This is a genomic window from Reichenbachiella versicolor (genome assembly GCF_003171675.1).
GTDB classification, from domain to species: domain Bacteria; phylum Bacteroidota; class Bacteroidia; order Cytophagales; family Cyclobacteriaceae; genus Reichenbachiella; species Reichenbachiella versicolor.
In genome coordinates this window covers 211833-225207 of sequence record NZ_QFZQ01000006.1, presented here as the reverse complement: position 1 = coordinate 225207, position 13375 = coordinate 211833, and the positions used below count along the sequence as shown (strand labels likewise).

Annotated in this window: 8 protein-coding genes; 6 read left to right on the top strand and 2 right to left on the bottom strand. The window is 37.9% G+C overall.

All coding sequences use genetic code 11. From position 1 onward, the window contains the following. Window positions 1-36 precede the first annotated feature (36 nt). The 6 genes from DKG80_RS13615 (at window position 37) to DKG80_RS13590 (ending at window position 12164) form a co-directional block, all read left to right on the top strand. Complete coding sequence (locus DKG80_RS13615) at window positions 37-3201, top strand: SusC/RagA family TonB-linked outer membrane protein (protein ID WP_109831904.1); 3165 nt, start codon at window positions 37-39, stop codon at window positions 3199-3201. Window positions 3202-3212: 11 nt separating this feature from the next. Beyond that, window positions 3213-5009, top strand: coding sequence for a RagB/SusD family nutrient uptake outer membrane protein (locus DKG80_RS13610; RefSeq protein WP_109831903.1), 1797 nt, complete (start codon window positions 3213-3215; stop codon window positions 5007-5009). Between the two features lie 25 nt (window positions 5010-5034). Continuing rightward, on the top strand, window positions 5035-7869 hold the full coding sequence (locus DKG80_RS13605; RefSeq protein ID WP_109831902.1) for a SusC/RagA family TonB-linked outer membrane protein: 2835 nt from the start codon (window positions 5035-5037) through the stop codon (window positions 7867-7869). A 13-nt stretch (window positions 7870-7882) separates the two neighbouring features. Next, window positions 7883-9670 carry a RagB/SusD family nutrient uptake outer membrane protein gene (locus DKG80_RS13600; RefSeq protein ID WP_109831901.1) on the top strand — a complete coding sequence of 596 codons (1788 nt, stop codon included), beginning with the start codon at window positions 7883-7885 and terminating at the stop codon, window positions 9668-9670. Window positions 9671-9689: 19 nt separating this feature from the next. Continuing rightward, window positions 9690-10568 carry a DUF1735 domain-containing protein gene (locus DKG80_RS13595; protein ID WP_109831900.1) on the top strand — a complete coding sequence of 293 codons (879 nt, stop codon included), beginning with the start codon at window positions 9690-9692 and terminating at the stop codon, window positions 10566-10568. 234 nt (window positions 10569-10802) lie between these two features. Beyond that, window positions 10803-12164 carry an FG-GAP repeat domain-containing protein gene (locus DKG80_RS13590; RefSeq protein WP_162555879.1) on the top strand — a complete coding sequence of 454 codons (1362 nt, stop codon included), beginning with the start codon at window positions 10803-10805 and terminating at the stop codon, window positions 12162-12164. A gap of 38 nt (window positions 12165-12202) precedes the next feature. Here DKG80_RS13590 and DKG80_RS13585 read toward each other — a convergent pair whose 3' ends face one another. Together DKG80_RS13585 and DKG80_RS13580 are read right to left on the bottom strand one after the other, a co-directional pair. Beyond that, window positions 12203-12481 carry a SelT/SelW/SelH family protein gene (locus tag DKG80_RS13585; protein WP_109831898.1) on the bottom strand — a complete coding sequence of 93 codons (279 nt, stop codon included), beginning with the start codon at window positions 12479-12481 and terminating at the stop codon, window positions 12203-12205. Window positions 12482-12597: 116 nt separating this feature from the next. Then, entirely contained in the window at window positions 12598-13356 is a 759-nt protein-coding gene (locus tag DKG80_RS13580; RefSeq protein ID WP_109831897.1) for a sulfite exporter TauE/SafE family protein, read from the bottom strand. Window positions 13357-13375 lie beyond the last annotated feature (19 nt).

The following is a 13375-nucleotide window of genomic DNA, read 5'->3' as shown; positions in this document are numbered from 1 at the left end:
CGACTAAATACAATTATGAATCTTAAGAATAACTAAATGCGTGAAAAGACTAAGTTACTTCGTGACTTCTCAAGATGGGGAGCATGTTGTATGATATTATTTTTACTCGCTTCGATGTTGCCTCAGAGTGCAATAGCACAGCAGGTGACAGTATCCGGAAAAATATCCGATGAGAACGGTGATCCACTGCCAGGTGTAAATGTTTTAATTAAAGGAGCAGCTACAGGTACAATTACTGATATTGATGGCGAGTTTACATTGAGTTTGAATGAAGGGGCTGTTTTGTCTTTTTCATTTATAGGATATAAAACTCAAGAAGTTTCCACTGCGGGTCGTTCCAGAATAGAGGTGGGGATGGTGTTGGATGTAGAGTCTCTGGAAGAAGTAGTAGTAGTAGGTTTCTCCGAACAGAAAAAAGCAAGTGTAGTGGGAGCTATTGTTACCACCAAAGGCGAAAATATTGTTCAATCCGGAGGTGTAACTACCGTATCTGAGGCACTTACTGGTTTATTACCAGGGGTTACTACTCAGCAAAATGCAGGTATACCTGGAGCTTCTCAAGCTGATATTCTTATACGAGGTAAAGCTTCATGGGGAGATAGTGCTCCACTAATATTAGTTGATGGTGTAGAGCGTGACATGAATAATATTGATCCAAATGAAATAGCATCAGTCACAGTATTAAAAGATGCTTCTGCTACGGCTGTATATGGGTCAAGAGCTGCTAATGGAGCTATTATAGTTACAACAAAGTCAGGTAAAAAAGGAGAGGTAAAAGTAAGTTTTACTGCTAATTTTGGTGTAAAACTTCCTACTACAGATTTTGACTTTTTAACCCCATTTCCAGAAAATTTGAGGGCTAAAAATATTGGATTGATTAATGATAAACGCTACGCAGAACTAGTAGCAGAATCTAGAATTGCAGAATGGGAAGATCCAAATAGAAATCCTGATACACATTCATATACTGATTGGCCTAGAAAGCTTTTAGGTCCAGGATATAATCAGTCATATAACTTGAATATTAGTGGAGGAAATGATTTCGTAACTTACTTCACTTCCTTAGGTCACAATAATGATGGTGACTTATTCCAGTTAGAGAAACAACCTGACTATGATCCTAGAACTACACAAAAAAGGTTTAATTTTCGACAAAACGTTGACTTCAAGCTTACTAAGACCACCAAGTTAGGAGTTAAGCTCGCCGGAGAGGTAACCAATTGGAATGGTAATCCTATGACAGCTACTGGAGATGGTCTTGGCTTTTCGCCAGGAGGAAATCAGGATCCAAATTATAACCTTGAGTTGAATCAATTTTATAGTTGGCCGCAAGTAGGACCTCAGCCTCAGTTTTCAACAGGTGAGTTTAGTAGAGAAGAAAATTCACAAACGAATGCTAATTACTTAGTTAAACTACAGGAGTCAGGTTCCGTGCAAAAAAGATCTAATCGTTTATGGACTGACTTTACTTTAAATCAGGATTTGAAAAATTTAGTTCCAGGGTTGAAACTTAGAGCAAAGTTTGCTGTCAACAACTACGTTCAGTACGAACAAAAAATGCAACTGACTACTTTACAGTACTCTTCAGCACCAGAAGATAGAACTTTTGATGAAGATGGAAATTTGGTAGGGCTTGGTCTAAGAATTGAAGGTGCAGATGCTCAGTCAGTTCAGAATCGTCCTAAACTACAAAACGAGACGATCAAGAAATATAACAAAAGACTGTATTACGAAGGAGGTTTCGATTACAATAACACGTTCGGTAAGCATACAGTTACTGGTATGGCTCTTTTTTATCGTCAGGAATCTGTTAATGGAGCTGATAATCTTTGGCCAGATAGAATCGAGAGTTATGTAGGTAGAGCTACATATGATTTTGATACTAGGTATTTCGCAGAGATTAATGGAGCCTATCAAGGAACAAATAAATTTGGTCCTGATTACCGCTGGGGTTTATTTCCTTCTGCAGCTGTCGGCTGGATATTGACCAATGAGTCATTTATGGAAGGTACAAAAAGCTGGTTAGATCACTTAAAGTTTAGGTATTCGTATGGTATATCAGGAAATGATCGAAATGCAAACAGATTTGGATACAGAACTACTTTTACTGAAGACACCAATAATAATAGAGGTGTATACTTTGGACCAAATAAGCAGAATATTGGTAAGCTGAATGAAGCAAGAATTGCCAATGAGAAGGCAGGATGGGAAGAAAGTACTAAGCAAAATCTAGGTATTGAATTTGGATTTTTTAAGAGTCAGTTGACATTGAATGTAGATATGTTCAATGAATCTAGAACAGACATTCCTTTCGAGCTTGAAGATAGAATTTCAGTCTTTGCTGGGTATCCTGAAAAGCCAGAAACTACTACAGGAGAAACTAAAAATCAAGGTGTAGAATTTGACCTAGGTTGGAGAGATGTAATCAATGCTGATTGGTCTTATTGGGTGAAAGGTAACTTTAGTATTACCGAAAATAGAATTTTGCTAGAGGATGATCCACTCGGAGCTCCTGATTACCAGAAGCAAGCTGGGCATCCTATAGGCACTCAATTCGCAATCATACAAGATGGGTTATATCAAAGTTGGGATGATGTTTATAACAATCCACGTTCTGGATTTGATATGCAAAATATTATCCCTGGTGATATGAGATATATTGACTTTAACGGAGATGGTATTGTATCCGCACTGGATCGAGTAGCTATTGGTAACAGTAGGTTTGCTACTAAATCATATGCATTTTCAGGAGGAGTACAGTATAAAGGTATTAGTCTAACAGCTAGATTCAATGGTGTTTTTGGTATGGATAAGCTTTTATCACGATCATACCTTTGGGAATGGGAATCAAGAAGTCAAGAAGGTTTCTTGTATACCTATTCAGATATGCAGGATCATTGGACACCTGAAAATCCAGGAGCAAAGCACCCGTCACTACATGCCACTCGTCATGTGCATAGTAATGAGACTAGCTCATATTATATAAGAAAAGCAGACTATTTGAAGCTTCAGATGGTAGAGGTGGCTTATCAAGTGCCAATGAATAGTGTGAAAGCAATAAGTAGTTTACAGTTATATGTAAATGGAAACAATTTATGGACATGGACTAGTCTACCTGACGCGTTCGATCCAGAATCAAGAAGAGTAGAGGTATATCCTATAGCTAGAAGATTCAATGTAGGGTTTAGGTTAAACTTATAAACGATATTGATATGAAACTTAGAAAATTTTTGTCCTATATGACGGTGATTATGCTAATGGCATCGATATCGTCATGTGAAGAATATTTGGATTATGTTCCAGATGATGAGGTGACTGAAGATGTGGTATTTACCAATTTCCAATCAGTACAGCAATATTTAGGTCAATGCTATTTTGCAATGCACAACTATGTAGCACACCCTACAGATTGGGACTCTGAAATAGGTTCGTTGAGTGATGAATCTCAGTCTGCATCTTTTACTGGACCTATTCCTACTGTTTACAACAAAGGAGTTTGGCTAGATGGAAATAGAGCAGAGTTTGGATTTGAATATAACGAAGATCGTGTTCAGAGAATTGATATGACTCCAGCCGGAGAAGCAGTAGTAGGTATTCGAGTGGCTAATCTTGCTTTACAAGAGGGATTAGATCAGATAGAAGATGTCCCTCAGTTACCTGGAGGAATCTCTAAAGAGCAAATCATCCAATATATGGAAGGAGAATTCAGAATACTAAGAGCTTGGTATCACTTTGAATTAATAAGAAGGTATGGAGGTCTATTTATTATAGATGAGCCTATTTCTCCTGACTCTCCATTCACTCCAGAACGTATTTCTTATTCTGAGTGTACTGAGTGGATTGTATCCGAATTAGATTCTTGTTACAAATTATTACCAGTAAGATGGGAATCTGATTTTGAAGGAAGAGCTACTAAAACGTCTGCTTTGGCAATTAAAACTATGGTTTTACTATATGCTGCTAGTCCAAATATGAATTTTGCAGACAATGGAGACGATAGTTATAACCTTGATTACTGTAAAAGAGCCGCAAAATCTGCAGCTGAGACTATACAGGAAGCTAATGCTAGCGGATATTATAGTATGTATCCTTGGAGTGAGTATACTGAAAATTGGTATAGTGAAACAGCTCTTTTATCAACAGAAGCAGTATGGGCTCCGTCTATAGGTAATAATAACCGACCTGGTGCAGCCAATGTCGGAGACGGTTGGTTAGATCCTCCAGGAGTGATGGGAGGATGGGGTAATTTTGTATCTCCTACTCAAAACGCTGTAGATTGGTTTGAACATGTAGAGGGCGGGGAAGCAAAAGCTATTGAGGACCACCCTAGTTATAATGATCAAGATCCATACGTAAATAGAGATCCTAGATTCTATCAGCATATTTATCATCATGGAGAATCAATTTTAGTTACAGATCCAGGAGTAACCTTAGATGCGGTAAATGGCTCTGATCAATATTTGAAACATAGTGCGAATGGTGTCTGGACAGGTTATGTACATAAGAAACACAACTGGCATGGTTCCAACAATACTGATGGAGTGGCTGGAAGAAATCGATATTTTCCTTTTATCAGGTTGGCACAAGTCTATTTGGATTTAGCTGAGGCAGCGAACGAAGCCTATGGACCAAATGGAGATCCTGATGGGTTAGGTTGGACTGCAGTCGCTGCAATCAATGAAGTAAGGAGAAGAGTAGATGGACTACCAGATGTTCATACTGATTATACCAGTTCTACAGAAGTCTTCAGAGATCGTATCCGAAACGAAAGAGCTGTAGAATTATATCATGAAATGCACAGGTGGCATGATATCAGGAGATGGAGAATAGCTAAGGAAGCTCTTTCTAAAATTTATAGACTGGACTTGGTAGACAATGGAGGTATTCTTGTTTTTGGAAAGGCTGAGGTAGAAGGAGCAAGGATCTTTGAGGATAAACACTACTGGTACCCATTACCCAATACTGAATTACAAAACAACCCGAATCTTGTGCAAAATCCGGGATGGTAATTTCTCAATCGATAAATAGAATCAAATGAACTATATAAAATATTTAATAGCAATCTGTACGATGGCTACCTCTATTGGAGTGACGTACGGGCAGGTTGCTGATGTGATTGTGGAAATGGATACGACCATTATTCCGCAAAAAGAGAAGGTAAATCTTCCCTTTGCCAAACTTGATAAGGAAAGAGTGGTAGGGGCTACTTCCCTAATCACTCAAGACCAAATCGCTACTGCTGATTTAGATGTAGAATCAGCTATGATCGGTAAGGCTGCGGGTGTATTGGTTTTTAAAGGAGCGGCTGCTCCTGGAGGTGATAACTCTTGGTTAGGAGTTCGCGGTTTTCACTCATTTAGACAAAATGACAATGGCAATTTGGTAAACAACAGTAATCCATTGATTGTAATCGATGGAATAGCCAATAGACGCCTTGAGTCATTGAATTACTATGAGATTGAGTCAATAACTGTACTAAAGGATATTACTGCTAAAACGCTTTATGGAGCACAGGCAGCTAATGGTGTTGTACTTGTGACTACTAAAAGGGGGAAACCAGGAGAGAAAAAAGCAAGTTTCAATGCTGAAGTTGGATTTAGAAAACCAACCCACCTTCCTGATTTTTTGAACTCATACGATTATGCTAGAGCATATAATCAAGCATTAGAAAATGATGGTTTAGATCCACTTTATTCCGAAGAAGTACTTAATGACTTTAGAACTGCGGGAATTAGTGATTCACTACCAGATGTGGATTATTATGATAGGTATTTAAAATCAATGACTTCATTTAAAAGGGTTTTTGGTACTTATACTAATACTAAAGATCGAACTTCATATTTCGTTTCTGCAGGTTACCTGACGGAAGATGGGTTAGAAGCCATCGGAGAAGGAACAAAATATCAAAGATTCAATGTCCGAGGTAATGTAGATATGCAGGTAAACAAATGGCTGAAGATGAGAATGGATATGGCTAGTAGAATCGAACTTTCTCGTTCGAATCAAATGACGTATCAAACTTGGACTAGAAATAATAATACAAAAACAGGTTTCTTCAATGAATTGAGTTCCACTAGACCTAATGCATATCCGATATACTTTACAGCTCCAGATGGTACTGTTGGCTTTGGAACAAACGATTCTAATGATGGTATTAATGTAGAAGGAGAACTCCTAGCAGCAGGCTATACAGAAAACCAAACTAGACAGTCCCAGCTGAATTTAGGAGGAACTATTGATTTTTCTGCTATAGGAGTTGAAGGGTTGACTTGGAATAATTATATATCAGCTGATGCCTTATCTAGAGTAAGAGTAGGTAAGCAAATAGGTTACAATTCTTATTTACAAGATAGTTCACAGGTAACTGCTGAAGATCCTACATCTTCTGTGGAGAGGTTTGATGATGAGTTTTATAGAAATTATGGATTCACGTCATCACTTACCTATGACAGAGTATTTGACAAGCATGCCCTTTTAGCTAACGCAAATACTATAATCCAACAAAGAGAAAGAACAGGTACGGCACAACCTAACAAAAACATCAATTTAGGTGGTAGGTTGAATTATATGTTTGATTCCAAATATGTAGCTGAATTAGACCTTTCTTATATGGGATCAAATAAGTTAGAAGCAGGAAATCGTTTTAGATTGTTCCCTGCTGGAGGTTTAGCTTGGGTAGCGAGTAATGAAAGCTTTCTACAATCCATTGATCAAATCAACCATTTAAAACTCAAAGTGAGTGGTGGTCAGATGGGATACGACGGAGGACTAGGCTACTACCAATATAGAAGTGCTTACAATACTGAAGGTTTTATAAGATTTGGTCCACAAGGTCCAAGTATGCCTGGTACAAGTGGCTACACCATTTCAACTTCAGGTAATCCAGATATTGGTTTTGAAGTGTTGACAGAATATAATATCGGTTTGGAAGCTGTGGTTTTCAATAATCTGTCTTTTGAGTTTAATTATTTCAACGAGTACAGATCAGATATTCCCCTTCAACCAGAGACAGTTTTCCCAGGTTATTTAGGAGAAGATGTTCCTTTTATCAATTTTGGTGAAGCTAGTAACCATGGAGTTGAGATTGAACTAGCCTATAGTGGAAAGGTCAATGACTTGAGTTACTCAGTAGGAGGTTATATGACGTTCACAGAAGCAGTATTTGAGAAAACAGGACTTGTTTTCGCTTCTGAGAATTTGAACCTAGATGGACAGCCAATTGATAGAATAGCAGGATTGATTTCTACAGGTTTCTATAATAGTGCAGAGGAGTATGAAGAAGACCCAAATAGGTCATCATACGGTAATGCCGTAGGAGGGGATTTGAAATATGTTGATTTGAAGAAAGATAGCCTTATCAACTTTGAAGATTTCACTACGCTTGGAAACTCATTGCCAAGATATCGTTTTGGTTTGAACGTCAATTTGAATTACAAGGGCTTTAATCTATACGTATTAGGACAAGGAGCTGCTGGGTATGATAGAAACATGTTAGGTGTAGCTGGTTATAGAGGTATTGGAAACAATAAATATGCGGCCAATGCCTTGAATGCTTGGTCTAGTCCAGAGGATACAGATGCATCTCACCCAAGACTCTCCACAAATAACACACATAGTTATGTGACTTCATCTTATTGGGTAGAAGATGCATACTACTTTACCCTTAGGAACATAGAGTTAAGTTACACATTCCCCGCAGCAGTTAATAATGCATTGGGAGGAGCCTCTGAGCTAAGAGTATTTGCAAGAGGAACTGATCTATTGTCGATTTCATCTCACCCAGATTTTAATGCGGACAATATGAATTCAGGTATCAGTAATGGTCCATTGATGAAAACGGTATCTCTAGGGTTGAGTCTATCTTATTAAAATCTTGATAACAATGAAAAAATATATATATGCATTATTCATGGCACTTATTGTTTTAAGTGCCTGTCAAGAGGAGTTCTTTGAACCAAAGTATTCAAATGAGCAGACTCTTGAGGAGATCATAGGAAACCCTCAAATTGTTCAAGGGTTTTTGATGAATGCTTACAATGTACTTCCAAATGGCCACGATCATTACGGAGGTTTTTTGGATTGTGCTACTCAAAATGCAGTGCGTAATAATTTGAATACGGCACTGAGTAGAACTATAGAACAAACATGGCAGGCGGCTATTAATCCATTGAATAACTGGAATAATACCTATAAAGGTATCCAGTCGGTCAATAGGTTTATTACCTATGGATTAAAGCCTGTTGGGTCTGAATTGAGAGAAGATTCATTGCTAATCTTTTTTCAGGGACCATCAGAAGAGGATTCTATCATCAATGCAGAACTTAGACAAAGGTTGACTGGAGAGGCACATTTCCTACGAGGTTATTTCTATTTTGATTTGCTTAAAAGGTTTGCCGGTATTGATGAATCAGGAGAAGTAATGGGAGTCCCATTAATAACGGAGCTTCAAAACCCTCAAGATATAGAAAGTCTTCCAAGAGCTACATTTTCGCAAGTAATCGATCAGATAGCTACCGACTTGAAAATAGCAGCTGATACTTTACCAGCGGCTTATGATGGTACAGCTGGCGCTGATTTAATTGTCTATAGTGCTCAAGAATATGGTAGACCTACATCTGTAGCGGCAAATGCTTTATTGTCCAGAGTTTATCTCTATGCAGGGAGTGAACTATATGAACAGGACAATAGAACTGAAATGAATGAAATGGCTGCTGCATATGCTGCTAAAGTGATGGATGAGGTAGGAACTTCTCTTCCAAATGTCTACGGTGATGCTGGTAATTCTGATTATGATGCGTATTTCACTAACTATGAGAATGCTGAAATGATCATGGCTAGGATTGGTGGTCAAAATAGGAGCATAGAAACTAGAAACTTTCCGCCATCTTTTGGAGGACAAGGGCAAACAAATCCTACGCAAAATCTAGTAGATGCATTCCCTATGGCAGACAATGGCTATCCAATTTCAGATCCATCAAGTGGATATGACGCTACTAATCCATATGCCGGTAGAGATCCTCGATTGGATTTAACAGTTTTTCATAATGGAGTAACATTCCAAAATGGTGAAACTGTTGATTTATTTCAAGGAGGAAAAGATGTTTCAGGAGGCGCTACAGGAGTAGCAAATGAAAGTAATTCTAGCCGTACTGGATATTATTTACGAAAGTGGTTAGCTAAAGGTGCTGACATAGGGCAGGGAACTAACGCATTTCATTATTTCGCATTGATTAGAAAGGGAGAAGTATTCCTCAACTATGCAGAAGCAATGAACGAAGCATATGGTCCTGAAAATGATCCAGAAGGGTTCGGCTTGACAGCAGTAGATGCTATCGCAGAAGTAAGAAGAAGAGGTGGTATTCTCTCTGATGATTACTTAACAGATAACAGTTCAAACCAGAGTGTGGTCAGAGAGATTATTAGAAATGAAAGAAGAATAGAACTATGCTTCGAAGGACATTATTTCTTTGACTTGAGAAGATGGGGAGGTGATTTAAGTGACTTAAATACCACTGTGGAGAAAATGACTATTACTAGATCAGGAAGTACTGATTCTTACGATATCTCAGAATTGTTCACTCCTCAATTCGATGAGCACATGAAGTTTGGTCCCATGCCAATTGATGAATTGTTGAAAGTTCCAACATTGACAGAAAATGAAGGTTGGTAAATAATAAAGTACTAAAAACATGAAGAAAACAATATATGTAATATTAGGTCTAATCATGGTAGTAGCTACTGCTTGCTATGATGACTATAAAGACAATTTTGATACGAGTTCGGTTTACTTTCCTTTTGAGAGGCCTGTTAGGACTGTAGTGCTTCCAGACTCAACTATTGAAATTGGTGTTGTTTTGGGTGGTAAAAGGGACTCTGACGTCAATGAATTTGCTTACATCTCTTTGATAAAAGATCAAATTCCAGATGGTGGTGAACTATTACCAGATACACATTACAGAATGAACTTACCATCTGATTCATTGATAGAGATCAAAGCAGGTGATTTTAATGGTGTATTTGAAGTCACTTTTACACAAGCTTTCTTTGACGACCCTAAGTCTACAGGTAACAACTACGTGATTCCATTGGAAATCGTGCAGTATACTACCGATACTTTGTTAGTTGATCAAAGCAAAACTTTTGTAATGGTTAAGTACATTAATGAATATCATGGTGATTATTTTCAGCTAGGGTTTGAGGATACCATAGCTTATGCTTACAATGAAGGTAGAGGTAACGTTCTATCTGATTCTTTGGGGCTGTTTACGCAGTTTAAAGTAAGTACAGTGAGCGTGGATTCAATTTCGGTGCCTAATGTAGGAGAAGGGCTTAAAATACCGGGCGAGACTCTTGTATTGGCAATAGCTGATGATGGTAGTGTTACTGGAGACTTGATAGTAGAAAAGCCAGGTGTATTAGAGATAAAAGATTTGACTGGTAAAGTTCACGACAACAAGAGTATCGTTTATGAATACACCTATTCAAGTAACGGAGGTGCTGATGTGCCGGTCAAAGATTCATTGGTATACCTACAAAATGGTTTGTCCTTTGAAGAATGGGGAGAATAGTAATGAGTAGTTTATAATAATTATCACAAGTAGAACAAAGGCCGCACTTAAGCGGCCTTTGTTTTTTATATTCAAACCATGAGAAGCCTTATTACAAATGTTTCGGTTTTAATAGTACTGGTAACTATGTTAACAGTATCGTGCTCAAGACGCGAAACTCAACCTACAAGCAGAGGGGAAGAATTAGCTCAAATGCACTGCGTAAGTTGCCATATGATACCAAAACCTGAAGAATTGGAACGACGAATTTGGAAAAACAGTGTCCTTCCTCGAATGGGTTATCTGCTTGGTTTTAGAGATTCTATTGATGAAAACAACCCTTCTTTCAAGGATTATCCCAAAGGAAAAGAAATACAAGAAAACTCGATCTACTTTGGCCAAAAGAAACCTAAGATCAGCCGAGAGGAATGGATGGCTATCCAGAAATATTACCTGTCCAGATCTCCAGAAAAAATTGAGCCAGCCTATGACTTCAGTACCGTAAAGTCTATAAACCTGTTCGAAACGAAGCCCATATCATTGAATCTACCACAATCATCCATTAGCATGGTAGACTTTCTTGCTCCTTCTAAGTTGATGGTAGCTGATTATAGTACAGGAATGATGTTCCAGTTAAATGATCAACTTAAAGTCACAAAGTATGATAGTGTAGGAATGGGAGTGCTCGAATTTATCGAGAGAAAAGATGCCTTTTGGACTACAATGATAGGCCCTGTATTTATAGGGACAGATACACCACTTGGAGGGATGGCTAAATACCCCAAAGACGTCACTAAAAAACTAAGCTATCCAATAGGAAGACTACAGCGACCAGTAAATGCAAACTTTGGAGATATAAATGGAGACACTAAAGAAGATATTGTCATTTGTGAATTTGGAAAATGGTCTGGTTCACTGGGCTGGTGGGAAAATACTTCTGATGGATATAAAAAGCATGAAATTATTGGATTGCCTGGAGCAATATGTACAGAGTTGGTTGATATTGACAAGGATGGAGACTTGGATGTGATGGCCTTGTTAGCACAAGCTCGTGAAGCCATATATTTATTCGTCAATGATGGCCAAGGAAGATTTTCTCAGAGAATGTTAATCCAGTTTCCGTCTACCTATGGCAGTAGTTATATGAAACTCTTTGACTATAATGACGACGGATTAGATGACATTCTAGTAACCGCAGGAGATAATGGAGACTTTGTAGATTACTTTACTAAGCCCTATCATGGATTAAGAATCTATTTGAATCAAGGAAATTATCAATTCAATAAAAAAGAAGAACTATTCATTCCTATCCCAGGAATATATAAAGCAATACCGAGTGACATAGACCTCGATGGAGACTTAGATTTTTCAGTGATCTCCTTTTTCCCAGATCAGAACCAACCCTCATTCTTAGTTTATTTAAATCAAGAAAATGGATATGAACCGTTCAAATTAGATCAAAACATCAAAGGAAGATGGATTACTATGAGTCAGTCTGATTTTGATCAGGATGGAGATGAAGATATTGTATTAGGAGCTTTTGATTGGGGAAAAGAAGACAAATCCAACGACAAGCGATATCCAGTAGTGTATCTAGAGAATAAGACTAGTCATTGAGATACAATTCAGAGCTTTTATGACTATTAGATTTCTATTTACACTTTCTTCTTATCAGAGTGACCAAGACTTTTATCAGGAGCTATTACATCCCGTACTACTTGTTTTAGTTCCGTGATTTCAGGAAAACGTCCTTTTTCTTTTCTTGACCAAACAAGCTGATTATTGGCATGAACCTCGAATATTCCACCAGTACTAGGCCTCAATGAAAGTTCGTCTATCTCCTGTTCGAAAGTCGTCAGCAACTCTTGACTCATCCAAGTCGAGCGCATCAACCACCTACATTGAGTACAATATGTAATTTGAACTTTATTCATATCGCAAAAATATAGTGAGTCTATTAACCAGACTTGAGTACAAGAAGATTTAAAAGCCTAATTAGATAAGTAAAACCATTTCTTTAATTGAACCTAAATCAAGAACGATCAGATATTCAAATAAGAATTCCTAGAGAGTATTTTAAAACTAGCTTGGCGCCTACATAGATGACAAGTAGTGCTGTGATGAAACCAATCGCCTTATTATTAAGACGCTGATTAGATAAAAAAGCCCCTATTAGTCCACCAATAGACACACCCAGTATCAGTTTCCAACTCAACGAACTATTGAATTTAAGCGTATTGGCGTATGCCAGACCTATTAATCCCGCTAGAGAATTGACCCATATAAATGCTGAAGAAAGTGATGCTATTTTCTTTGCATCCTTCCAGCCGATCATGTTCAGAATAGGAGATAAATAAATACCGCCGCCAATTCCAGATAAGCCAGCAAAGAACCCGATTCCGCCTCCTATTGTCAGTCTTTTGAACCTATTGAAATCCCTTGAATTGAACGCCGATTGATAGAATTTGTATAGAAGGCTTATTCCAGAAAGTAAGAGTAACAGCCCCAAAACCATAAAAAACATAGCTTGAGACAGTCTGAGCTGAGTACCAAGATATGCCATAGGAATACTAGGAATTAAGAAAGGCCAAAACTGTTTCCAGTCAAATACTTTGTTTTTGAAATAAGCAATCGACCCTATCGAGACTACCACCAGATTCAAAATTAAAGCAGTCGATCGGATTTCATAGAAATTGGTCAAAGTCAAGCTAAGGATGGCCAAGTAACTAGACCCTCCACCAAAACCGATACTAGAGTATAGCAGTGCGATGAAAAAGAATATAAGTGGTAAAGTCTGATCTAGTGACATTCAGCGAAAATATCAAAGA

What these genes read in the sequence shown, in the direction of transcription:
- DKG80_RS13615 (WP_109831904.1), top strand. Translation starts at nt 37, where the DNA reads ATGCGTGAAAAGACTAAGTTACTTCGTGACTTCTCAAGATGGGGAGCA.
- DKG80_RS13610 (WP_109831903.1), top strand. Translation starts at nt 3,213, where the DNA reads ATGAAACTTAGAAAATTTTTGTCCTATATGACGGTGATTATGCTAATG.
- DKG80_RS13605 (WP_109831902.1), top strand. Translation starts at nt 5,035, where the DNA reads ATGAACTATATAAAATATTTAATAGCAATCTGTACGATGGCTACCTCT.
- DKG80_RS13600 (WP_109831901.1), top strand. Translation starts at nt 7,883, where the DNA reads ATGAAAAAATATATATATGCATTATTCATGGCACTTATTGTTTTAAGT.
- DKG80_RS13595 (WP_109831900.1), top strand. Translation starts at nt 9,690, where the DNA reads ATGAAGAAAACAATATATGTAATATTAGGTCTAATCATGGTAGTAGCT.
- DKG80_RS13585 (WP_109831898.1), bottom strand. Translation starts at nt 12,481, where the DNA reads ATGAATAAAGTTCAAATTACATATTGTACTCAATGTAGGTGGTTGATG.
- DKG80_RS13580 (WP_109831897.1), bottom strand. Translation starts at nt 13,356, where the DNA reads ATGTCACTAGATCAGACTTTACCACTTATATTCTTTTTCATCGCACTG.